Annotated in this window: 21 protein-coding genes; all 21 read right to left on the bottom strand. The window is 43.0% G+C overall.

Annotated elements, in window-relative coordinates:
- Positions 1-326 precede the first annotated feature (326 nt).
- Positions 327-2,339 (bottom strand): NAD-dependent DNA ligase LigA, encoded by a 2,013-nt coding sequence (gene ligA / locus JNUCC32_RS27800; RefSeq protein WP_192570465.1) that lies wholly within the window; start codon positions 2,337-2,339, stop codon positions 327-329.
- Between the two features lie 79 nt (positions 2,340-2,418).
- Positions 2,419-4,749, bottom strand: coding sequence for a DNA helicase PcrA (gene pcrA, locus JNUCC32_RS27795; protein ID WP_192570464.1), 2,331 nt, complete (start codon positions 4,747-4,749; stop codon positions 2,419-2,421).
- 275 nt (positions 4,750-5,024) lie between these two features.
- Positions 5,025-5,714 (bottom strand): heptaprenylglyceryl phosphate synthase, encoded by a 690-nt coding sequence (locus tag JNUCC32_RS27790; protein ID WP_192570463.1) that lies wholly within the window; start codon positions 5,712-5,714, stop codon positions 5,025-5,027.
- 417 nt (positions 5,715-6,131) lie between these two features.
- Positions 6,132-7,013 (bottom strand): phosphatidylinositol-specific phospholipase C/glycerophosphodiester phosphodiesterase family protein, encoded by an 882-nt coding sequence (locus JNUCC32_RS27785; protein ID WP_192570462.1) that lies wholly within the window; start codon positions 7,011-7,013, stop codon positions 6,132-6,134.
- Between the two features lie 130 nt (positions 7,014-7,143).
- Complete coding sequence (locus JNUCC32_RS27780) at positions 7,144-7,749, bottom strand: class I SAM-dependent methyltransferase (protein WP_192570461.1); 606 nt, start codon at positions 7,747-7,749, stop codon at positions 7,144-7,146.
- A 450-nt stretch (positions 7,750-8,199) separates the two neighbouring features.
- The gene (locus JNUCC32_RS27775) at positions 8,200-9,600 is read right to left on the bottom strand and encodes an undecaprenyl-phosphate glucose phosphotransferase (protein WP_192570460.1); all 1,401 of its coding nucleotides are present in this window, start codon (positions 9,598-9,600) and stop codon (positions 8,200-8,202) included.
- The gene (locus JNUCC32_RS27770) at positions 9,597-10,508 is read right to left on the bottom strand and encodes a glycosyltransferase family 2 protein (protein ID WP_192570459.1); all 912 of its coding nucleotides are present in this window, start codon (positions 10,506-10,508) and stop codon (positions 9,597-9,599) included. The genes JNUCC32_RS27775 and JNUCC32_RS27770 overlap by 4 nt, the downstream gene beginning before the upstream one ends.
- A 110-nt stretch (positions 10,509-10,618) precedes the next feature.
- A complete protein-coding gene (locus JNUCC32_RS27765; RefSeq protein ID WP_192570458.1) occupies positions 10,619-11,548 on the bottom strand; it encodes a glycosyltransferase family 2 protein in 930 nt (309 codons plus the stop codon).
- A 129-nt stretch (positions 11,549-11,677) separates the two neighbouring features.
- Positions 11,678-12,562, bottom strand: coding sequence for a dTDP-4-dehydrorhamnose reductase (rfbD, locus tag JNUCC32_RS27760; protein WP_192570457.1), 885 nt, complete (start codon positions 12,560-12,562; stop codon positions 11,678-11,680).
- Positions 12,559-13,581 carry a dTDP-glucose 4,6-dehydratase gene (gene rfbB / locus JNUCC32_RS27755; protein ID WP_192570456.1) on the bottom strand — a complete coding sequence of 341 codons (1,023 nt, stop codon included), beginning with the start codon at positions 13,579-13,581 and terminating at the stop codon, positions 12,559-12,561. The genes rfbD and rfbB overlap by 4 nt, the downstream gene beginning before the upstream one ends.
- A 12-nt stretch (positions 13,582-13,593) precedes the next feature.
- Complete coding sequence (gene rfbC / locus JNUCC32_RS27750) at positions 13,594-14,109, bottom strand: dTDP-4-dehydrorhamnose 3,5-epimerase (RefSeq protein ID WP_430623474.1); 516 nt, start codon at positions 14,107-14,109, stop codon at positions 13,594-13,596.
- Positions 14,110-14,172: 63 nt separating this feature from the next.
- Entirely contained in the window at positions 14,173-14,580 is a 408-nt protein-coding gene (locus tag JNUCC32_RS31865; RefSeq protein ID WP_192570454.1) for a GtrA family protein, read from the bottom strand.
- Positions 14,573-14,968, bottom strand: coding sequence for a DUF2304 domain-containing protein (locus tag JNUCC32_RS27740; protein WP_192570453.1), 396 nt, complete (start codon positions 14,966-14,968; stop codon positions 14,573-14,575). Before JNUCC32_RS27740 ends, JNUCC32_RS31865 begins: the two co-directional genes overlap by 8 nt.
- Positions 14,965-15,669 carry a glycosyltransferase family 2 protein gene (locus tag JNUCC32_RS27735; RefSeq protein ID WP_192570452.1) on the bottom strand — a complete coding sequence of 235 codons (705 nt, stop codon included), beginning with the start codon at positions 15,667-15,669 and terminating at the stop codon, positions 14,965-14,967. The genes JNUCC32_RS27740 and JNUCC32_RS27735 overlap by 4 nt, the downstream gene beginning before the upstream one ends.
- A 124-nt stretch (positions 15,670-15,793) precedes the next feature.
- On the bottom strand, positions 15,794-16,537 hold the full coding sequence (locus JNUCC32_RS27730; protein WP_192572744.1) for a sugar phosphate nucleotidyltransferase: 744 nt from the start codon (positions 16,535-16,537) through the stop codon (positions 15,794-15,796).
- Between the two features lie 69 nt (positions 16,538-16,606).
- Positions 16,607-18,049: a DUF2142 domain-containing protein gene (locus JNUCC32_RS27725; RefSeq protein ID WP_192570451.1), complete on the bottom strand. Its 1,443-nt coding sequence runs from the start codon at positions 18,047-18,049 to the stop codon at positions 16,607-16,609.
- A 43-nt stretch (positions 18,050-18,092) separates the two neighbouring features.
- Positions 18,093-18,641, bottom strand: coding sequence for a hypothetical protein (locus JNUCC32_RS27720; RefSeq protein ID WP_192570450.1), 549 nt, complete (start codon positions 18,639-18,641; stop codon positions 18,093-18,095).
- On the bottom strand, positions 18,622-20,838 hold the full coding sequence (locus tag JNUCC32_RS27715; protein WP_192570449.1) for a glycosyltransferase: 2,217 nt from the start codon (positions 20,836-20,838) through the stop codon (positions 18,622-18,624). The genes JNUCC32_RS27720 and JNUCC32_RS27715 overlap by 20 nt, the downstream gene beginning before the upstream one ends.
- Positions 20,839-20,860: 22 nt before the next feature.
- Entirely contained in the window at positions 20,861-21,727 is an 867-nt protein-coding gene (locus tag JNUCC32_RS27710) for a glycosyltransferase family 2 protein (protein WP_192570448.1), read from the bottom strand.
- 27 nt (positions 21,728-21,754) lie between these two features.
- A complete protein-coding gene (locus JNUCC32_RS27705; protein ID WP_192570447.1) occupies positions 21,755-22,501 on the bottom strand; it encodes an ABC transporter ATP-binding protein in 747 nt (248 codons plus the stop codon).
- Positions 22,502-22,516: 15 nt separating this feature from the next.
- On the bottom strand, positions 22,517-23,305 hold the full coding sequence (locus tag JNUCC32_RS27700) for an ABC transporter permease (RefSeq protein ID WP_228468839.1): 789 nt from the start codon (positions 23,303-23,305) through the stop codon (positions 22,517-22,519).
- Between the last annotated feature and the right edge of the window lie 60 nt (positions 23,306-23,365).

The following is a 23,365-nucleotide window of genomic DNA, read 5'->3' as shown; positions in this document are numbered from 1 at the left end:
TTAGGGTCCGGGATGTCATCAGCATATCTGCGCTGCCTTACGATGGTATCCACTCCTTTCCGCATAAGACTGACCCGTGGTAAATTATTCTAGAATCCAAAATTAGATTCCTTCATCCTTTTCTGTATGTTTTTGTTAAATTCAGTCGAATGTTTAGGAGCTTTTGACGAATGATCGAAAACATCATAGATTCAAGGAAAATATGGCTTACATCGCAAGTAAGGGAGGAGAAAGGAATTCGGGAAAAAGAAAAAACCGAGGCTATCGATAGCCTCGGTTCTTAGGGAGTTGCAACTGATATTGCAAAATATATCCAGGGTATGCTGTTATTCGTTCAGCAACCGCACGAACTCTTCTTCATCCTCCAGGATGTCGATGCCGAGCTGCTGGGCTTTGGCCAGCTTGCTGCCGGCTTTTTCGCCTGCAATGAGGAGGTCGGTTTTCTTGGACACGCTGCCGGTGACTTTGGCGCCGAGCGCTTCCAAGCGTTCGGTTGCCTCTTCGCGGGTCAGCAGATGGAGGGTGCCTGTCAGCACAACCGTTTTGCCGCTGAAGTAGGAATCCGTGCTGACCGGCTTCGGCGCTTCCGGCGCTTTCGCTTGGACGCCCAGCGAGAGCATCTTCTGGATGCTCGCTTGGGCAAACGGGTCGGCGAAGTATCCCGCGATGCTTTCGGCCACGATGCCGCCCACGTCCGGCAGCTCGACCAATTCTTCCGCGGTCGCCGCCATCACGCGATTCAGATCACGGTAGTGATCTGCCAGCATTTTGGTAGTGGATTTGCCGGTATTCGGTATACCCAGCGCAAAGAGGAACGATGCAAGATCCCGCTCCTTGCTCTTCTCGATGGCATCCAGCAGATTCTGGGCTTTTTTCTCGCCGAAGCGCTCCAGCTTCAGCAAACTGTCAAAAGATAGCGTGTAAAGATCAGCCGGTTCTCTCACGCCCAGTTCATCATATAACTGGATCGCGGTTTTATCGCTGAACGTCTCAATGTCCATGGCGTCCCTGGAGGCAAAATGCGTGATCCGGGCTACGATTTGCGGCTTGCATCCCGTCTTGTTGTTGCAGAAGAGGTGGGCGCCGCGCTGTTCCAGCGGAAATCCGCAGGATGGACACTGTTCCGGATACAGGATCTCTTCGCCATCCTGCTCCTCCGTTACTTTGCCGAGGATCTCGGGAATGACGTCATTCGAACGGCGAATGAAGACCCGCGAGCCGAGCGCGAACTTGAGATTCTTGCGCTCAATATCCCCGATATTATTCAGCGTACAATTCTGCACCGTAACTCCGGCAAGCTCAACGGGCTCTACACGGGCTAGTGGCGTGATTTTTCCGGTCCGTCCCACATTCCAGGTAACCGACTGCAGCACGGTCGTGGTTTCTTCCGCTTCAAATTTGTAAGCGACCGCCCAGCGCGGGAACTTGTCGGTATATCCGAGCACATCGCGGATGCGGAAATCGGTCACCTTCACAACCGCCCCGTCAATGAGGTAATCGAGCTCGGAGCGGCGTTTTTCGATATCGGCCAGCTGCTCCATCACATCATCAAACTGCTCGAAATAGAAGATGTACGGGTTGACCTTGAGCCGATTCTCGCGCAGGAAATCCATCATTTCCTTGTGGTCGGCAAAGGTGATTCCATCCGAGTAGCCGACATTGTAGAAGTACGCGTTCAGCTTACGCTCGGCCGTCACCTTCGGATTCAGATTGCGAAGCGCTCCTGCGGCAGCATTGCGCGCGTTCTTGAGCGGCTCGGCCGCGGTTTGATTGTATTGTTCCAGCACGGACAGGTTCATGATGCCCTCGCCCTGCACTTCGATCGTGCCTTCCGCGTACGGGATCGTCATTGGCACCGACTTGATGGTCTTTACCTGAGCCAAAATGCCTTCGCCTACCGTTCCGTTCCCCCGAGTCGATGCTTGAACCAGCTTGCCGTCCTGATAGGTCAGATTCAGCGTCAGCCCGTCAAACTTCAGCTCCAATGCATAACAAGGCTTCGGCAGAGGATTGCCGGGATTCTTCGTATTATAGTCATTGACCAGCCTGACCACGCGATCATGCCAGGTACGGAGCTGCTCGATGTTCTGGGCTTTATCGAGACTCCATAACGGAGCCAAATGGCGGTGCGGGGCAAAACCTTTCAGAATCTCCCCGCCCACCCGCTGGGTCGGAGAATCCGGGAGCGTCACTCCGGTCTCTGCCTCCAACGCTACCAGCTGGTCGTACAGGGCGTCATACTCCTTGTCGCTTACAAGCGGCTGATCCAGCGTGTAGTAATGGTAATTGTAATTGTTCAGCTCCGCAATGAGCTTCTCCATCTTTTCCTTGAAATCCATGCAGGGGCAATCCTCCTTCAATATAATAAGGCCATCATGGGTTACGTTGCTTTAGATCATATTTACCTAGTTCTATCCCTTATTCCACCTTCGTAATCGGCGCAAAGCCGGCAAGCAGGCGTTTCACGCCCACAGGCGCCGGGAATGCAATCTGCAATTCCATGTCATTGCCGCTGCCCTTCACCGCTACGATCGTACCGGTCCCCCATTTGCCATGGGCGACTTTGTCGCCGGCCTTAAAATCGCCGCTGCCCGAGGCAGCCGCTGGACGGGATGACCCACCGGTTGTCATCGTCACCCGGCTCTTCGGCGCGGCTTGCGCGGAAGCCGTCGATCCGCTGAGGGAGAGGTCTACGCTGCGGCTGCCGCCAAAGTTGCTGCCTCCACCGCCGCCGAAGCCGCGTCCCGCATAGGATCCGCCCACATTGCTTCCGCCGCCTCGGCGGTAGCGGTCATGCGCCATCTGGGTGTCTTCCTTCAGCTCTTCCGGGATTTCCTCCAGGAATCGCGATGGCATGTTCGCCGTCGTGCGGCCAAATAAGGTACGCATGCGCGCACAGGATAAGAACAACTGCTTCTCGGCGCGCGTGATGCCCACATAAGCAAGTCGGCGTTCTTCTTCCAGCTCCTCGTTATCCATAAAGGCACGGCTGTGCGGGAATACCCCTTCCTCCATGCCGATGATGAATACCACCGGGAACTCCAGGCCTTTGGCGCTGTGCATGGTCATGAGCACGACAGCATCGTCGCGATCTTCCTCGTCATCGTTCATCGAATCGATGTCCGCGATCAGCGCAAGATCCGTGAGGAAGGAGACGAGCGACTTATCCTCGTTGTTCTTCTCGAACTCTTGCGTAACCGACAGGAACTCGTCGATGTTCTCGAGGCGTGATCTGGATTCGATCGTATTCTCGTTCTGGAGCTCGAGGCGGTACTCGGACATCTCGAGAATTTTTTCCGTAAGCTCTGTCACCGACAGAAACTCGACCATCCGGCTGAGCGCGGCAATCATGTCGTAGAAGCCAACCAGCGCATTGCGCGTCCGTCCGGCAAAACCGAGGTCGTCCACGATTTCAAGCACGCGGAAGATCGAGATGCCCCGCTCTCCGGCAGCTGCAGCCAGCTTCGCGACGGTTGTGTCGCCAATGCTTCTTTTGGGCACGTTAATGATCCGCGTCAAGCTGATATCGTCGTCCGGGTTGGAAATCAGGCGCAGATAAGCAAGCATGTCCTTGATCTCTTTGCGATCATAGAACTTGATGCCGCCGACGATCTGGTACGGAATATCCGACTTGATCAGAATTTCCTCGATCACCCGGGACTGCGCGTTGGTCCGATACAGAATCGCGTGGTCCTGATAGCTCTTGCCGTCCTTGATGTTCTTGCTTATTTCCGAGGTGACAAAATACCCTTCATCATGCTCCGTATCCCCGCGGAACACTTTGATCTTCGGTCCTTCGCCTTGCTCGGTCCACAGATTCTTCGGCTTGCGGCCCGTGTTCAGGCCAATAACATTGTTGGCAGCGTTCAAAATGTTCGCTGTCGAACGGTAATTCTGCTCCAGCAGAATCGTGCGAGCCTCCGGGTAATCCTGCTCAAAATTCAGGATGTTCGTGATATCCGCGCCGCGCCAGCGATAGATCGACTGGTCGCTGTCCCCGACAACGCAGATGCGGTGATGGCTGTCCGCCAGCATGCGGCAGAGCATGTACTGCGCCCGGTTGGTATCCTGGTATTCATCCACGTGGATGTACTGGAATTTGCGCTGGTAGAAGTCGAGAACCTCCGGCACTTCCTTAAACAGCTGGATCGTGGTCATGATCAGGTCGTCGAAGTCAAGCGAATTGTTGCTCTTCAAGCGTTTCTGGTATTCGGTGTAGACCTTGGCAACGAGGGTTTCAAAATAGTCCCCGGCTTTCTGTTCATACTGCTGCGGGGAGATCAGCTCATTCTTGGCCGCGCTCATGGCTGCTTGGATCGCCTTCGGCTCGAATTTCTTCGGATCGATGTTGTGATGCTTCATCACGTTCCGAATAACGGACAGCTGGTCTGTCGAATCCAAAATACTGAAGTTCGAAGTAAAGCCGATCCGCTCAATGTCTTTGCGCAAAATCCGTACGCACATGGAGTGGAACGTCGATACCCAGATGTCCTGGCCTTCCCGGCCGACCAGCTTGGATACCCGCTCCTGCATCTCGCGTGCTGCCTTATTCGTAAACGTAATCGCCAGGATGCTCCATGGTGCGGCTTTGCGCGTGGCGATCAGGTACGCGATCCGGTGCGTCAGCACCCGCGTCTTGCCGGAACCGGCTCCGGCCATAATGAGCAGCGGTCCGTCGGTTGCTTCAACGGCTTGGCGCTGCTGCGGATTGAGACGTCTGACGGCGTCGTGTATGTCAATGGAATGCATAAACATTGCCTCCTAATAGGTGTAGATTTGATAAGGGGGAAACTTGAGTAAAAGTAAAAATCCAATAAAAAATGGGATATAGTCTAGCAGATCGAATTGATTAAAGATGATGAATCGTACTGAATGCTGCCTGTCTAAGGCACGGTGCGTTCTGCATGGATATTCAATGAATAATTACATGCTTACCGCAGAGGAATTGAAAAAGCGACTATAGAGCCTGAGCCGGCTGGCTTAACGCGACTCTATATTTTTCAACAGATCAGTTAATAGACCCATCAGCCCTTCACGGCCTTGACCGTCTCGAGCGCCTGCTCCAGATGCTCGTACACCACGTTGCCCACAATGATCGTATCCGAGATAGCAGCAGCCTCCAGCGCCTGCTCGGCATTGGTTATTCCACCGCCGTAGAACAAACGGGCGTTATCCAGCGACCTTCGAACCGTGCGGACCGTTTCCATGTCTCCGAACGCGCCGCTGTATTCCAGATACACGATCGGCAGATTCATCAGCTTGTCCGCAATCTGGGCATAAGCGGCAGCAGCACTCGCTTCAATCGAAGTCTCTGCACCGGTCAATTTCGCCACTGCAGCGTCCTCGTTCAACACGATATACCCCTCGGTCACGACCAGATCCCACGGGATCATGTACCCGTAGCGTTCGATTCCCTCGCGATGACGGCCCATGATCCAGGTCGGATCCTGCGTATTCATAACCATCGGGACCATATATAGATCAAATCCGGGTACAACGGCTTCCAGATCGGATACTTCCTGCACGCACGGCAGCTCGTAACGCCGAACTCGGGACAGCAGATCCACGGTATTTTCATAAGTGACTCCGGTTGAGCCTCCGACCATAATGGCATCGGTTCCTGACAAGCATACCGCATCAAGGGTCTCGTCATCGATCTCCTTGTCGGGGTCCAGCTTAAACACATGCCTCCAGGATTGTATCATCTCTTTCAAGCGTCATTCCTCCACGTTCACGGGTTACTATCATACTAAAATAAGTCTATGCTAGCACGGTAAGCAAGTCAATTTATGTTCGTATAAAATACGAACATTTTTTTGGTAATTGCGGTTTATCGGTTCAGCCGATATACGAACCTCGTCGCTGGAAAGAGATTTGGGCGGATACCTGGTTAAGAAAAACGTCTACCGACGTACAATCCCAGACCGCATGACGCACAATCCCAGACATATAAATGGTGGCTTTCAGTGATATCAAGTAGGCCAAGCTTCGAAGTTTATATTTCTGATAGCATGAAAAAGCCCGCAATCTCTTATGGAGATCACGGACTTCCATGCTCTGCATTATTATGGATGCAAACTTAAACTTTTCCACAGACGGACGCGATATGAGGCGTGCCTTGTAAGGTACATCTACTCCAGTCGCTTTGTCATCGTATATCTCAAGCTGTTCCGCTCCAGCTCCGGCTCGGTCAGCAGATCCGAGTAGACGCCGTACACGCCCCATTTTTCATAATTGTTCACGGTGTTCGTGTCATTGATGGTGTGGACATAGGTCACGGCTCCCGCTTGCCTTAGCTTGGCTACGAAATTCGGGCTGACCTTGTACTCCGGCATGGTAACCGCGTCAATGTGGTTCTCCTGTACGAAGGCGGTGATCTCAGCAGGTGAGTCCTGCGTGGCATACAGCGTATATATAATCGATTGAAACGGATAGATGTCCTGAACCATATCAAGCATCGGCTCATTGTAAATTTGGACGACGACCCGCTCCAGAAGCTTCGGATCCCGTTCTTTAGCAGCGTTTACAATCTCCGCGAACAGGTACTGTATATCCCGGTCCTTCTGCTCCTTCGTATCCGTCACGATGTAGATATCGGGATGACGCTCCATCATATCCATAATCCCCTCAATATCCATCGGCTGGTATTGTTCCAAAATCGGCGTGTTAATAAACTCCTCATGGCTCAGGCGGGCGGCCTGCTTATCGTCCGGAAGCTTCTCCTTCTGACCCAGCTGCTGCGTCATGCTCTCCGTCCACTCATGCCTGGCTACGACTTTGCGATCCTCCGTCAGCATCAAATCAATCTCGAATACCCGGGTGCCTTTCTCGTAGTTAACAACCATGGCTTCATAAGCGTTCGTATAGGGCTGTTCGCCGATGCTTCCCATGGCATGGGCAATCAGGCGATAGGCCGCGAATCCTTGCGGCGCTTCCTCCTCCATCTCCAGATGAGTCAGAAGCAGTATCATAATGGCGGAAAATAATAGAAGGACAGCTGCGATCCGTTTCATGGTATCCCCACCCTTTGTTTCGTTCATTGCTGTTGCTAGGTAAATACCCGGTTAATGGAGGGGCCAAACAAAAAAACGCCACTTGGCGGCTGCCAAATGACGGAACGATTTTTATGATGCTTAGGGATCACTAGCTCTTGGCCTTCAAAAGGTGAATATACCATTTCAATCCCGCGTTGTGGTTAAACACGCTGACTTTATCTACGACGTCAAACCCATCACAGCTTTCGATTTCGCCGATCTTATGCTCTACCATGAGATAATCGGGATCCTGGGTGTTCTTATGTGAATATAGGGAAGATATGATGACGCCATCCGGGGTCAGGTAACGTGCATATTCCAACAGCTTGCTAGCGGTATTGGGCACGTACTGCAGCGATTCATTAAAAACGATGACGTCGTAGCTTTTATGAGGAACATAATGATTGATGTCCGCGCGCTGAAATAAGTTCTTTGACGTTTTGCCGGATGCGATTCTGATCGCTTCCTCGGACAGGTCTACACCGGTATAATTCGATTTTTCATCGTCCAAGAGCATGTCATACAACAGGCCGGCCCCGCATCCCATATCCAGAATGCCCTCTTCCCCAAGATACTTTCGGATGTAACCGTACACGACCGAGTATCTGGCATATTCCGTGATGTCCGATAAATAATCCCACATGCGGGATCTGTACTCTTCGTCCCATTGCTCTTGGCTGCTTTCGATGAAATCCTGGACCTTGGCGTTTTCCATATCGATTCCTCCCATAATGCGTATTGGATGTGATCCTTCCGTTAGGCAAATGAAGCGGCTAGATAAAAACACGGTTATTTCGAAAACATTAGAAATCTCCATGACACTGAGAGCGGACCATCATAACTAACCTGAGCCTCTGCGTAATAGGCAACTCTAGCAAAGTATCGATGAATCCAGTATTTCATTATAATAGTATTATAGTTATATTTTGTAAATCATTCCAGACTACTATTGTCCGCTGTGTTGTACATGCATGTTGAAGTGAGCGGAATGGATCGAATGTCCGAAGTTTTTCTCGGCTATGTCACAAACTTACAGGAAGCGACAGCATTCGGTATCTTTACAACGGGACTTGGTAAGCAGCTTTAGTCGAAATATGCTTCTAGGACAGGTAAATAAAAGACGCCATCCAGCTCAAGCCGGATGACGTCATCATTTAAATTTCAATCAATATGCGTTTTTGAATCCGTTACGGATCGTGCGCAGAATGATTTTGATATCAAACAGAATGGACCAATTCTCGATGTAGAAAATATCGTGCTTGATCCGCTCCTCTATCGAAGTGTCCCCGCGCAGGCCGTTGCTCTGCGCCCACCCCGTGATGCCCGGGCGTACGTGGTGTTTCACCATGTACTTCGGAATCTCCTCTTTGAACTGTTCAACGTAATAAGGTCGTTCTGGTCTTGGGCCCACCACGCTCATATGTCCGAACAGGACATTAAAGAACTGCGGCAGCTCATCCAGACTGGTCTTCCGGAGAAACGAGCCGAACTTGGTGCGGCGCGGATCATTCTCCACCGTCCAGCCCGTATCCGGCGCCCCTTCCGGCAGCGGCTTCATCGACCGGAATTTATACATATAAAAGTTTCGGCGGTTCAGCCCGACCCGCTCCTGCTTGAAAATGACAGGGCCCCGGGAGGTCAATCGGACACCGAGGTAAATTCCGATCATCACCGGCAGGGTGAGGATAATGGCCACTAACGAGAATACGATATCAAACGCCCGCTTGAACAGTCGGTTTGCCGCTAGATCCAGCGGGATATCGCGCACGTTGATCATCGGCATACCCGCAAAGTTATCAAACACCGGCCGTGCCGGGAGGTAATCGAAAAAGTCCGGGATAATTAGCGTTCGGACACCTGCTTTTTCACAAGCAGCAATGATCTCCGGATATTTGTGGTGGGCATTCAGAGGAAGTGCTAGCACGACCTCATCGACAAGCTTTTCGTTCAGCACCTTATGTAGATCGCCGACCGAACCCAGAATGGGTTTAAGCCGTCTCGCTTCGATCTCGTCCCACTGTTGGTAATCATCCAGGAAACCGATGACTTCATAACCAAGCTCCGGGTATTGCTTCAGATTTTTGAAGAAGCGCTTGCCCAGTGACCCTGCACCCACGATGAGCACGAATTGGCGGTTGTAGCCTTTTTCCCGAAAATGCTTGAGCGATTTCTTGAGGAAATAACGGTATAGGATAATGAAAGCTACGTTGAGAATCATGTAGATGGCGAGATACCAACGGGAGATATCCACCTCTTTAACAAAAAACATAATACTGAGGAGAATGAACATCCCGATGAAATGCATCTGGAAGATCTTCATGAACTCGTCGGCAAAGCGCTTTTTCCGCTTCGGCGAGTACAAGGTAATCATGATGCCGACAACCACCGCAACCGCTCCGTACACCAGACTCCACAAAGCATAGGTTTCGAGAGGTAACGGCTCTTCATAGGGAAACCAACCACTTTCGAATTTCACCCACCATGCGAGCAAAAACGCTAACTGGATAAAGGCAAAGTCGGTTAACATATACAATTTGGTCAGAAAGCCCTGATTCTGGCGGATCATGATTTCACCTCCATTCCATCTGAAGATTGCGTTATCGTTGCTGGACGAATGGGCTTAAGCCGGTTCGTGAGCAGGGACAGGAGCAATTTTAAACCAACGCCCGCATACACGGCTCCATTAACGAATATGTTGTATTTCTGCCGGTAATGCTTCCGATGAAAAAGAATCATCGCCCGATGGAACTCATAAATGATCTTGAACGGCCGGCGCCGGGCGCTGCCGCCTTTATAATGGGTGATCGTCGTCCGCGGATAATAGTGAATGCCCCATCCCGCCTGCTTGATGCGATAGCACCAGTCGATATCCTCCCCGTACATAAAAAAGGTCTCGTCCAGCCCGCCCACCTGCTCAATCGTCTCGCGACGTACCAGCATGAACGCACCGACCAAACAATCCACCGGATACTCTACGTCCGGATTCAAATACCCCAGCTGATACTGGTTAAACTCCGGCTTGTCCGGGAACAGCTTGCTGAGCCCAAAAGCATAATAGAAGGACGCCGAAGGCGTCGGGAACCCTCTTTTGCAGGCCTTATCCAGTGAGCCGTCCGGGAGGACGATTTTGCAGCCAGAAGCGCCAATGATCGGGTTATAGTCCATAAAAGCGACCATCGTCTGGATCGTATCCTGCTGGATAATCGTGTCGGAATTTAGCAGCAGCATATAGCGGCCTTCCGCCACTTCCATTCCCTGATTGTTTGCTTTGGCAAAGCCGGTATTTTCCGCGTTCTCGATCAGCTTAACCTGCGGAAATAACTCTCGGATGGTTGGAACGGACTCGTCCTTCGAGTTGTTATCTATCAGAATCACTTCATATGTATATTCCGTCTCCGATGCAAACACGGATCGCAAACAGTCCACCGTCAGCTGCCAGGTATTGTAGTTCACGATTAAAATGCTTAAATCCATTGCATAACGTCTCCTGACAAATATAGTAATCTATCGACATTATAGCATAGTTCGTAGGGAAATAAGGAATATCAAGGAATAAGTTTGCTCTGTCCTCTTCCATTCAACTCTCATATAAAGCCGATCAAAATAAAAAACTTAAACAACAAACTCTCTGCCTTGGATTGTCTGTACAATTTGCTCTTGCGTGCATAATGTAATCTGTCCATGAATCTTGTGCGAGTTGCAAGAAATAAATCCAGCTGCTCTTTCTGTTCGCCAATCAATCGCGATCCATAGATTCGATCAAACTCGCTCGCTTGTTTATGCAGCAAGTCTTTGCCTGTATGTCTTTTAAAACTGGCCCATTTGCTCTTCAACTTACCCACGAGGGAGTTGTTGCCCCCTACCACATTATTATTGTGTTGACGGTATAACATGGATGGCTTGTTATCGTAGATTACGGTTCCAAAGGCGGATACGAGCAGGTAGAACCACCAATCGTGCATAAGAACCTTTTGACTGTCCACCGATTGACTATTGATAAACAGGTTTCTCGCCGATCGATTCATCGTGATGGTCGCGCCAATGGCAATATTTTCGTACAACGCATTAAAGAAAGAGGGCTCCTGAGCAGGAGGCTTTGGCCATGCACCTTTCCGGTTTAACTCGTCATCCGTAAGGTAGGTCGATGTAAATACCATCGCCGGCACTTCCGTATGTATAGAGGAATTCAAGCGCGCTATAGCATGTTCTACCTTATGATCAAGCCACACGTCATCCTGGTCGCAAAAACAGTAGTAATCAGCTTCAGCATCTGCAGCACGCAGCAGTTCAAAGAAACTGGACACAACGCCAACATTCGTTCCTTTTATGAGCTTGATCTTATCGGGGTGTGTTGTCACCCATTGGTCGAGAAGCTCCATCGTTTTATCAGTCGATCCATCGTCTCTTATCAGGATGGAGACAGCAGCATGCGTCTGATTGAGAATACTCTGGATTTGCTCGGATATATATTGTTCGCCGTTATAGGCGGATAACAATACTTGCACTTTTTTCATACGGGAACCTCCGAAAAAACACTTGAAATCAATAATCTCGTAGACCCAATACAGCTGAGAGGTCTATAGAGAAAGAAGCTAGCTAAAAAAGGCCAGATCATACAGATCAGGCCTTTCGAGTCGCTGTATTCATTTTAAGTATAGTTCAGGGTGCTGCTTCATATCCAGCATAAACTGCTTCAGCCCTTCACGCCAATGTGGCAAATCCTCAAATTGGTTTAGTCGGATAGCTAAATGATCCATGACTGAATTGGCCGGACGTGGAGCGGGTCTTGGAAACTCTTCAGTAGTACAAGGCTGCAATTCAGCGGTTATGGTAAGTCCCAATTGTTCACGAGCCTCTTCAAAAATGGCGCTAGTAAACTCATACCAAGTACAAGAACCATTGTTGGAGGCATGATATATACCGTATTTTTCAGTGGAAATTAAGTTTATCAAGAACTGCGCCAGATCTACCGTGTAGGTGGGCGAACCTTTTTGGTCGTTAACCACCTTTAACAGCGGTTTTTCTTGTCCTAGACGAAGCATCGTTTTTACAAAGTTGTTGCCATGCAGGCCGAACAACCATGAAGTTCGCACAATAAACCAACGAGAGCAAAAATGTTGAACCATCTGTTCCCCTGCAAGCTTGGACTTTCCATAAACGCTTTGCGGGTCGGGAGAATCATACTCGTTATATGGCCTTTCACTCGTACCACTAAAAACGTAGTCCGTGCTAATAAATACGATCTTGGCATCGATTTTTTCAGCAGCGAGAGCCATGTTTCTAGTACCTACTGCATTCACGAGATAAGCACCGTCCACATCCGTCTCTGCAGCATCAACCGCGGCATATGCCGCACAATGAATGATCCAGTCCGGTCTGCGGGTTGAACTTACTTGGAAGCATTGATCTAAGTCCGTTATGTTTAGTTCTTCTCTACCGCAGCTAAAAACTTCATGACCAGCTAGGTTAAATATCCGCGCAATATCCTGCCCTAGCTGACCATGTGCTCCTGTGATTAATACCTTCATCCGTTCCCACCCAAACGGCTGCCATACTGCTGGGTCATATAATCACGATATGCGCCGGATTGAATTCTCGTCCACCACTCTTTGTTGCTCAAATACCACTGAATCGTTTCCTTAATGCCTGTCTCGAAGTTGTGCTTTGGCTTCCAGCCCAGCTCATTCATGATTTTTGTAGGATCAATGCCATAACGTCGGTCGTGGCCTGGACGGTCTGTCACGTAAGTAATCAGTGACTCCGGCTTACCCAGCTCGTTCAAAATGGTTTTGACGATATGAACATTGGTACGTTCGTTGTTGCCCCCAATATTATAAACCTCACCTAGTTTCCCCTGATGAATAACCAGATCGATCGCACTGCAATGATCCTCGACATACAGCCAATCACGAATATTGAGGCCATCGCCGTAGACCGGCAGGGATTCATCATTTAGGGCACGAGAAATAATCAGGGGGATCAGCTTCTCAGGGAATTGGTATGGACCGTAATTGTTCGAGCAGCGGGTAATGTTAACCGGGAGACCAAAGGTCTCATGGTAAGCTCTTACGAGCAGATCCCCGCCTGCTTTGCTGGCAGAATACGGGCTATTCGGTGCAAGTGGCGTCGTTTCAGAAAACAAACCGGTTTCGCCCAAGGACCCATATACTTCATCCGTGGATACTTGGACAAACTTAGTCACGCCATATTTTTTGGCCGCATCCAGAAGAACCTGTGTACCCATGACATTGGTGTTTACGAAAATTTCCGGTTCCAGAATGCTGCGATCTACGTGTGACTCTGCCGCGAAATTAACAACCACATCGATACCCTGTTGGAAAATCGCGTCCACCGCTGGTTTGTCAGCTATATCTGTTTGGACGAAAGAATAGTTAGGGTGGTGTTGAACGGATCTTAAATTTTCAAGGTTGCCCGCATACGTAAGTGCATCCATGTTGATGATCTGGTAATCGGGATGCTGCTGCATCATATATAAAATAAAGTTACTGCCGATAAAACCGGCGCCGCCGGTAACAAGAAGTTTCATCCTCACTGCCCCCTAGTCAAAATTCATCTCTGCGTCTTTCAGCAGCGGGTGCCGCTGGTCTTTATCCGACAATGTCGGATTCGACGTTGGCCAATCGATCCCCAAAGCCGGATCATTCCATAATATGCCGCGGTCATTCTCGGGGGAATAATATTCGTCCACTTTATAGAGGACCTGGGTATTGGGTACAAGCGTACAAAAACCATGTGCGAAGCCCTTAGGAACAAGCAGCTGACGATGGTTATGCTCGCTCAAAATGACGCCAACCCACTGACCAAAAGTAGGGGAGCTTTTTCTGATGTCTACGATGACATCGTAAATTGCTCCGGTTAGGACACGTATGAGTTTGGTTTGAGCCTTAGGGTTGAGCTGATAATGAAGTCCCCGTAGCACCCCAGCTTCGACGGATAGTGATTGATTGTCTTGAATGAAATTATAGGCAATGCCGTGCTGCTTAAAAAGTGAATCATTGTAACTCTCCATAAAAAAACCCCGGTGATCGCCGTGGACCACCGGTTCAATCACCATAGCATCGTTTAATGATAAAGGAGTAATATTCAATAAAATCCCCCCGATTATTAAAAAAATTTATCACTTTTTGAAAACCCATAATCTTGAGACAGTAAAGTTAAATACTGGAACAACTGCAATAGCTATTAATTGGCCATACAAGTAGTATAAATTCAGCATATTCACAGTAACAAACATTATCAAAACATTTACTAACAATCCAATTAGACATGTTGCTACATATTTAAAGAATACATCGATACTTACAGTAGTACTAAAAGTCCAAATTGAATTAAGTTTATATGATATTACTAGCGAAAATATAAATCCGAGCATAGTTGAATAAATAGGTGCCATCTTAAATAGCTCAACAGAAATAGTTAATACAACTGTATGAACTAGAGTTCCTATCACCCCAACAAGGGCATATTGAATAAACTTAATCAATTCAGGATGTTTTTCAACTAAGATTCTCAATTTATTATTCATAAAATACCCTTGAAACTTCTTTTTTAATACCGGAATTTGTTTTCTTTACTTGTTCTAATTCATTTTTTAGAAGACCAACTTCTTGAGTAAGTTTTCTAGTTTGATTACTTAATTGCGATATAATCACAGTATTACTATAAAGTATTATAAAAACAACCACAAATGATAGTAAATATAAAGCGTTTACTGGCGTTTCAATATAGATATTATCAGAAATAAAAAACAAGATTTTAGGAAAGATAGCTACTACCAAAGAAGCTGAATTCAAAATCAACCACATTAGAGTATATTTTAACTCGAGCTTATATTTTCGAATGCTTTCAAGCAACAAGAACAACAGTCCTATGTTTAAAACAATTAAACCGAGCTGAAGATGTAATGAAATCATCTAGTAATCTCCTTGGTTTTACCTCTAAAAAAATCTATCAATATAGCTATTGATACTTTGATCATATAATACACTGCTTTAAATTTATTAATTGAGGATAAGCCCATTTCTCTGTGATTCATTAAAACAGGTACTTCAACAACCTTCAGGTTATTTCTAAGTAGAGTCACAATGGTTTCAGGTTCAGGAAAATCAGTAGGATATTTATTGGAAAATAGATTTATTACCCTTCTATTGCAAGCTCTTAATCCTGAGGTCGGATCAGTAATGGACTTGCTAAGTAGTAATTTTATTAACCAACTAAAATGTTTAATTCCCACTCTCCTCATAAAACTGGATTGAAAACCTTCACGATGTATATATCTAGAGCCAATTACCAAATCCGCCTCATTCAATATAATAGGTTCTATTACAGCAGAAATATATTCTGGGTTATGTTGCCCATCACCATCAATTTGAATAGCAATATCATAATTAGCCTTAGCTGCATACTGATAGCCAGTCTGTACCGCTCCACCTATACCTAAATTGTTTGGCAGATCAATATAGTTTACCGAATACTGTTTACAAATTTCAATTGTATTATCGGTTGAACAATCGTTTATCACAACTATATCCATTTCATATTCCTGAAGCTTCTCAAACAGCTTGCCCAAATTACCTTCTTCATTAAATGCCGGAATGATAACTAATAATTTCATATTTTACCCACCTTATAGTTAGCATGGCTATCATGCCTTACCGTTACAACGTATGACAAATGCTACATTTTCAAGGCAAATAAAGATTTTAACTAACGCCTTCTCTCATATCACCACGATATCACTACATTTTTACAACTCCGAATTCCTCATTGAATTCCAAGTCCTGTGCTAACTCATTTGCTTTAGCAAGGGATCTATGTGTACCGGCATCAGTCCACCAGCCAGTCAAAACATCATACGTTAATTCCCCATCAGAAATATACGAATTATTAACATCAGTAATTTCTAGCTCTCCACGCTCAGATGGCTCAAGCGTTCTTACTATCTCAAAAACTCGGTGGTCAAACATATATATTCCCGTGACAGCATAATTCGACTTAGGTTGAACTGGTTTTTCCTCTATTGCAACAATATGATTGCCTCTAAGTTCTGGTACACCAAATCTTTTAGGATCTTCTACCGAATGAATAAGAATCTTCGCTCCAATTTCTTGTTCTCTAAATTTTTGAACAAACTGAGATATATCATCCTGGAAAACGTTATCACCTAGTATAACAACCATTTGATCTTTCCCAACAAAATGTTCAGCTAGGCCCAGAGCTTGTGCAATACCTCCTGCTTCATCTTGAACCTTGTAGGTAAAGTTTACCCCCATATCATTACCACTTCCAAGAAGATTCACAACATCTCCCATATGGTCCTTCCCTGTAACAATAAGAATATCAATTATATCTGCTTGTTTAAGTTTACGTACAGCATGGAAAATCATTGGATATTTACCTACTGGAAGTAAATGCTTATTCGTTACTTTTGTAAGGGGGAAAAGTCTAGATCCAGTACCACCAGCTAAAATAATACCTTTCAACATTACACCTCTTTATCTAAATTATTAATATACCTTGCAATTATTCACTTATATTTAAAAGGGATAGGTTCAAGGCACCCAATATCGAAAAATTAATATGAACAACATGAAGGTTGTAGTGAAATAAGCGATAGGGAGTGTTACTACATCAAGCATATCGCGAGCCCTCTTCTTCCACTCATTAACAAATTGGTTGGAATACAAGAGAATAAAGCCCAATATTGAAAAAGGAATAAAATATCTACCCTGAACTCCTGAAACAATCTCAAAACCTATTCCTCCGATTTTTGGTATTGAGGTCCATATCAAGTAGAGGGAAGTTTCAACCAATAAAAATATTAATATAAACAAGGAGAGACAATAAAATTTCATCTTCCAAGTTATTACTACTTGATTATTAGTGTCCACAAAAGAAAACAATAACAAAAGGAGAATGTAAATTAGAATAAAAATTGGTGGAAAGTTAGTATCCAACCATCCTAAGTTACCAATAAAACTATCTAAATAATAGAATTTCAATTGAGAGATTGTTCTTATAAGGACTTCTACATATTTAAAGGGATTATTAATAATAAATATTAATTGTTCCTTAATATACGCTTCTCCTCCAGGAGCAGCAGTCGTGCTTTTTGAAACTAACAACCAAAATATATGCCCTAACAGGCCAGACGTAAAGATAATTGATACACTAGTAATTTTCTTTTTTAGAGTACCAAATTTAATGGTAGGGATAATAAATATTAGTAATAACAATGGAAAATAAACCTGCTTTAATTCAATTAATAATATAGATATAAGAGAAAAAATAATAATCTCTTTTTTCCCAAAGAAAGTATGATCTTTATTGTATCGATAGTACATAATCAAGCTAAAAGTTAGAAAACAAAGTCCGATGACCATTGAATCATAGCTTAATGAAGTAGCTAATCCAACTGACATAGGCATTATTGATAGGAAAAATAGCAACCTCTTATAAACCGGAATTAACCTTATTGATGAATATATGCAAATAATGTAAAAAAAGAGGTTTCCGATTCTTCCTGCATACATATACATTAGTGGAGATATTGATTGAAAGTCTCTCATCCCTAAAAATTTCATAAGTGAATTGACAAATAGCATTGCACCTGCTTGAGGAATGTATAGTATTGGATTGGTTTTTGCAGTGCTATACTCCACATGACTTTTCTCAATATAATCAGTAAATAAAGAAAAATATGTTGAAAGCCTACTATAACTATATTTCTCATCAATCGCATTAATCATATAACGATGAGAGGCTTCAAATTCTAATATTTCATTAGGAATATAGTTCCCAATAACCCCATCTACATTGTTAGGCAAAAAAGAAAACTGAGAAACTAAGTAAGCCTTTTTAAAATGACTGTCCTCATCTGCCATTTGAAAAGGAGGAACAATAAAAACAAACAACAGCCCAAACACAATCAGCAATTTCATAAAATGTTGTTCTATGGTCAAACCCTTAATATGAATATCTCTTGTAGCTTCCATTTCTGTTAACCACCTTCTGAACCATAGGGAAAGTCATTTCGTTCTACAAACCAATCAAGTTAAATAATGTTTTATTGTAATGAACTTTAAAGACAAGTTCTCCTTGCAGTTCAGAGCCATTAATATATAAATTCCCATGTTTATATATATTCTGATTGGAGATGTAGGCAGTTATTGAATCGCCATTAGAGCTGCCCTCCGAATAAATAAATAAATTATACTTGTTGTCTTTAGAATTTTTTATAGGTGGAAAACGATAATCAAAATAATTATTATCAATAATACTCTCGGCTTTAACTGTGGTCGAATAAATAATTCGATTGTTATCGTAACTCTTGATTCCTATAGTTAGTTTCCCTTTGTTCTGTCTCATATAAGTTCCTAATTTAACAGAAATCCCACTTACATTATTTACTGGTGAATAAAAGGATTGTGTAATTTCAGTCCCATCAGTGATTTCCCCTACGTTGTGATTCCCAATGGATTGATCTAGAATAGGTTGAACTTTACCAATGTTACTTCCATACACATATACTAATATGATTAGAATTACAACTAGTGGAAACAGACGATTAGCTCGATTTTTGTTCATAATAATCACCATTAGTTACTTTCTTATGAAAATCATACAATTCTAGCACCTCATATTTAATTTTACTCCATTCTCTTTCCTTAACTGTTTTCAAGCCATTCGCTATAATTTTCTTCCTTAGTTCTTCATTTGTACAAACAATCTCTATCATTTCTAAAGCGTTCTGTATATTTCCTGGCTCATATAATAAGCAGTTTACATTATGAATTAAGTATTCTAAATTCCCCTCATTAGGAGCAACTATCGAAACTCCTCCGGTTGCCATCATTTCAAGAGGGGGGTAGGAGAAACTTTCCAACCGACTAGATTTCAGCAAAATATCGCATTGTGAATATACATCACTAACTTCGTCATATGGAACTTTATGTAGAAACTTGTCTATAACATACCAACTCTTGGGCTTATCATCATAGGTTAGATACCAAATTTCATATTTTCCACGATCGAGTTGATTAGTAATCATAAAACTCTCATCTACGTTTTTATTCCGATCGCTTGAACTGCCTTCTATGAGAATCCTTATTTTACCATAATGTGTCCTCTCTTTAAAAGCGAACAAGCTTAGATCAATTCCATTCGGTGCGTATTTCACTTCTTTTTTGAAGTGATCTTTAAGCCAAGACTCACACCATTTGGAGATGGTTATATACTTAATTTCAGAAAAATAGTTGTAAGTCAAATTTGCCCATATTCTCATGTGGTTTCCAGGCTCATAAAAATTAGTCTCATAGCTTTGCACTAAATAATACTTATCTCTAATCTTTGGATAAGTATTCAAAAAATTTGTTGTTGTCCAAAGAGTCGCAACACACTTTCTAAATAACCCATGAAACGAATGAGCATAATACGAAATAACATTTACTTCTCCATCTTTATTAACTATGTTCTCATCATCTTCACTCATAGAGATTACTGTTACATCTATGCCTTCAGCTCGAAGAATGTTACAGTGTTTAATTACTACATTAACCCCTCCACTAATTTTTGTTGAAGGTAACACAAAAGCCACATTATCATTCAATTTTGATTCTATAAAATCCAGTAATCTATACCCCGTACTTGATGTTGTCCATCCATGCATTACATCTTTATGAGCGTATTCACCAAGTTTAATCCTATATTTTTCATCTTTAATAAGCATTTCCAAATTCTCAAACCATTCTTGTGAGTTATCACATAAGATTCCATTGACCTTGTGGTTGATGACTTCTTTAAAGGCCCCCACACCACTGGCAACAGTTGGGATTTTTACTAAAGCCGCTTCTGTCCATTTATTTTCAGATTTCGCCTCATTGAAGACGTTATTAACAAGGGGAGCTAGGTTTATATCAACGCTAGAAATAATCTCAGGAAGTTTTGTCCAATCCGTAAATTTTTCAATAATGATTCTATCCTTAAACACCTCTAATTTTTCGGGTATATCAAGTATGCCCACCACTTTAAGGAAAACGTTACTATATCTAATGAATATCTTTTCTAAAACTTCTAAAATCAGCTCAAAATCCTCATTATGTGTTATGCTTCCACTAAAATAACCTAATATAACTTTATCAGAAGACCGATCGGTTTGGTTAGCTAGTGCCCTATTAGATAACTCTATCATCTGGTCAGATGCTACGTTACGATTTATATACACCTCCTCAACATAATTACTTAATTCCTTAGCAAGCCTACTCGTTGTGGTTAATGCATAATCGCACATTAAAAGAGTTTTCTTATGGCGTTCTACACCTTCAAGATATAAATCCAACTCGGAACTACTCATTGTGTTGAGATACTTTACATCTTTTACATACTTTTGATCAATAACGAGGTCATCAACATCAAAAAAAACCTTTTTGTTAAAATATTTAGCTCGTTGAATTAATTCCCCTACTTCTTCTGTAAAGGGACAGCGAAAAAACACAAATGCCCTGTAATATTTCGCCATTTCCGATGTTACTTCCTCAAAATAAACCTTATCACATGAATAGCCATTATAATGTAATTGTTCAATCTGATGATCCACCCTATAACGTTGTGGGTGTGGAAGAGCACAACCATTTATGAAAAGTATATCTTTGAAATGGTACGTTGAAGGTTGTTGAACTTTCAATAATCTCCTTTTAGTATAATTTAGAGATTTCTTCATAAATGCAGATACACCTTCATATTTTATAGTAGCCATTGACTTATTAATTAATATTGATATACCCAAAAAAATCATCCCCTATTATTATCTAAAAATGACTCTTCAACATTCTATCCTGAACTTCTTTAATATACGGTTTGTTACCCTCTCCTCCAGAAGTAGACGTAGTTGAAATCCGCCAATGATAAAGCATTTTTGGTATATGTGCAATTTTATCTGTTAAATTCGTAATTCTGATGGCCAAATCCCAATCCTGTGCCCCCTCGTATCCTATTCTAAAACCACCAACTCTGCGTACTAGTGATATTCTATACACAACAAAGTGGCATATAAAATTAACTGAACTAAGCAAATTAATATTCCATTTTTTTTTGAAAAATGGTTGGACTCTCTTCCCATCCAATAGCTTATCCTCATCACTGTAAATCACATCAATATCTGATGAATCGTTTAATTTCGACACTACCTCATATAAAGCAACAGGCGATAGTATATCGTCATTGTCCAGCAACGCAACAAAGTCCCCATCTGCTAGTGAAAGCGCAGTGTTACTACATGCCGAGATATTACCATTGACTTCTCTATAAGCCACCTTTATTCGAGGATCTTTATTTCTGTATTCCTCTAAAATTTCTTTAATATACTTTTCAGATGAATTATCATCAGCTATACAAAGTTCCCAATTGTTATAAACTTGATTGCAGACGGAATCAAGACATTCTCTCAAATAACTTTCTTTGACATTGTATACCGGAACTAATATCGATATTAAAGGTTTGTAAATAAACCTTTCACATTCCCTAGAGATTTCTTCCATGGAATATTTTTCATTCTTGTCGATCCATTCTCCATACCAATTTATTGATCTCATTGTTACAATCTGTTTCACATTAACTTTAGTCTTAAACCTAATAAAGTACTTAATAAATGCATAATATATATTTTTTATATTCATAAAATACCTTCCACAAATTTTTGAGGATTAATTATACTTTGAATAATAAAAATCACAAAGCTCAGAAACTTCACCCATCTTAATCATATTTCCGTTTTCAAGGATTACTCCTCTGCTGCACAAGTTTCTAATTTGGTCAATAGAATGCGAGACTAATAAAACACTTGTACCATTATCTACCATTTCGTTAATCTTAGCCTCGCATTTTTGCTGAAATTTAAAGTCCCCTACGGACAATATTTCATCAACAATTAATATATCTGGTGTTGTAGCTGTAGCTATCGCGAAGCCTAACCTTGCATACATACCTGAGGAGAAATTTTTCACCGGTACATCGATAAAATTTTCAAGTTCAGAAAATTCAACTATCTCTGCAAATTTAGAATTCATTTCTTTTTTACTATAACCAAGCACTGCTCCGTTGAGATAAATATTCTCTCGCGCTGTTAGCTCAGGATCAAATCCCGCTCCTAATTCAATAAGGGGTGCCATTGATCCGAATACAGAAACTTTTCCATTGGTTGGTTTTAATACCCCTGCCACAACCTTAAGTAAAGTACTTTTCCCAGCTCCATTCAGTCCCAGAATACCAAAAAGCTCCCCTTTGTAAATTTTAAAGCTTACATCTTTGAGTGCCCAGAACTTTGTATATGCTATTTGCCCTTTAATTTTTTTTATAAAAAACTCTTTAAAAGTAGTTATCCTCTCAGTCGTCATATTAAAACACATCGACACTTGTTCTATTTCAATAAGAGTACTATTTATATCATTCATGTAGAAAGGATCTCCTTAAATATATAAAATGAACTTATCTTGTTTTTTCTTGAATAGATATAAGCCAAATAATAGAGTAGAAATTGCATACCCTGCACATTGTAAGTTCAATTCTAATGGAGGGATATGTCCATATAGAAGTGACTCTCTAAAATGTGTTAGGAAATAATAGATTGGGTTAGCATACATTAAAACCATATATTTATCAGGCATAATATCCATTGGATATATTATAGGTGTCGCATACATCCACGCAGTCAGTAATATTCCGTAAATATGCTCAATATCTCTAAAAAAAACTACTATACTACAGAGAATAAGCCCCATGCCTAAACTAAAAAAGAAAACATATATAAATGAAAACAAACTAAAAATTACTGTAAATTCTAGTTTAACTCCAGTTAGTATACACACTATTAATACCGCTAAAAATGCAAGGCACATATTAACTAATGAGTACAGGACTTTAGATACCGGAAATATATACTTGGGTATGTAAACCTTCTTAATTATTTGACCAGATGAGTATATTGAAGACATTGCTAGTGAGGTCGCTTCAGAAAAAAAAGTAAACAGAACTTGTCCACTTATCACATAAGCAGCAAAATTCTCTATATTAAATTTAAAAAGTTCTTGGAAAACTAAGGTTATGATTATCATGGTCAATAATGGATTTAAAACACTCCAGAGAATTCCTAGAATTGATCTTTTATATTTTATCTTAATATCTTTTATTACAAGCAATTTCAGCAAATCTCTATACTTCATAAAATTCATTAGATACTTCTTGATATGATTGTCCATTCTTTTCCCTCGCATGATTGTACTTTTTTTTCTTCTCTTCTAAGAAAGATACGTGTTCCC

Origin of the sequence: Paenibacillus sp. JNUCC32 (assembly GCF_014863545.1) — a bacterium.
Taxonomy (GTDB): Bacteria; Bacillota; Bacilli; order Paenibacillales; family Paenibacillaceae; genus Paenibacillus_AQ; species Paenibacillus_AQ lautus_A.
Note: the sequence above shows the minus strand (reverse complement) of the source record. Positions and strands in the feature narration are given on the sequence as shown.

What these genes read in the sequence shown, in the direction of transcription:
- ligA (WP_192570465.1), bottom strand. Translation starts at nt 2,339, where the DNA reads ATGGATTTCAAGGAAAAGATGGAGAAGCTCATTGCGGAGCTGAACAAT.
- pcrA (WP_192570464.1), bottom strand. Translation starts at nt 4,749, where the DNA reads ATGCATTCCATTGACATACACGACGCCGTCAGACGTCTCAATCCGCAG.
- JNUCC32_RS27785 (WP_192570462.1), bottom strand. Translation starts at nt 7,013, where the DNA reads ATGAAACGGATCGCAGCTGTCCTTCTATTATTTTCCGCCATTATGATA.
- JNUCC32_RS27780 (WP_192570461.1), bottom strand. Translation starts at nt 7,749, where the DNA reads ATGGAAAACGCCAAGGTCCAGGATTTCATCGAAAGCAGCCAAGAGCAA.
- JNUCC32_RS27775 (WP_192570460.1), bottom strand. Translation starts at nt 9,600, where the DNA reads ATGATCCGCCAGAATCAGGGCTTTCTGACCAAATTGTATATGTTAACC.
- JNUCC32_RS27770 (WP_192570459.1), bottom strand. Translation starts at nt 10,508, where the DNA reads ATGGATTTAAGCATTTTAATCGTGAACTACAATACCTGGCAGCTGACG.
- JNUCC32_RS27765 (WP_192570458.1), bottom strand. Translation starts at nt 11,548, where the DNA reads ATGAAAAAAGTGCAAGTATTGTTATCCGCCTATAACGGCGAACAATAT.
- rfbD (WP_192570457.1), bottom strand. Translation starts at nt 12,562, where the DNA reads ATGAAGGTATTAATCACAGGAGCACATGGTCAGCTAGGGCAGGATATT.
- rfbB (WP_192570456.1), bottom strand. Translation starts at nt 13,581, where the DNA reads ATGAAACTTCTTGTTACCGGCGGCGCCGGTTTTATCGGCAGTAACTTT.
- rfbC (WP_430623474.1), bottom strand. Translation starts at nt 14,109, where the DNA reads ATGGTGATTGAACCGGTGGTCCACGGCGATCACCGGGGTTTTTTTATG.
- JNUCC32_RS31865 (WP_192570454.1), bottom strand. Translation starts at nt 14,580, where the DNA reads ATGAATAATAAATTGAGAATCTTAGTTGAAAAACATCCTGAATTGATT.
- JNUCC32_RS27740 (WP_192570453.1), bottom strand. Translation starts at nt 14,968, where the DNA reads ATGATTTCATTACATCTTCAGCTCGGTTTAATTGTTTTAAACATAGGA.
- JNUCC32_RS27735 (WP_192570452.1), bottom strand. Translation starts at nt 15,669, where the DNA reads ATGAAATTATTAGTTATCATTCCGGCATTTAATGAAGAAGGTAATTTG.
- JNUCC32_RS27725 (WP_192570451.1), bottom strand. Translation starts at nt 18,049, where the DNA reads ATGGAAGCTACAAGAGATATTCATATTAAGGGTTTGACCATAGAACAA.
- JNUCC32_RS27720 (WP_192570450.1), bottom strand. Translation starts at nt 18,641, where the DNA reads ATGAACAAAAATCGAGCTAATCGTCTGTTTCCACTAGTTGTAATTCTA.
- JNUCC32_RS27710 (WP_192570448.1), bottom strand. Translation starts at nt 21,727, where the DNA reads ATGAATATAAAAAATATATATTATGCATTTATTAAGTACTTTATTAGG.
- JNUCC32_RS27705 (WP_192570447.1), bottom strand. Translation starts at nt 22,501, where the DNA reads ATGAATGATATAAATAGTACTCTTATTGAAATAGAACAAGTGTCGATG.
- JNUCC32_RS27700 (WP_228468839.1), bottom strand. Translation starts at nt 23,305, where the DNA reads ATGGACAATCATATCAAGAAGTATCTAATGAATTTTATGAAGTATAGA.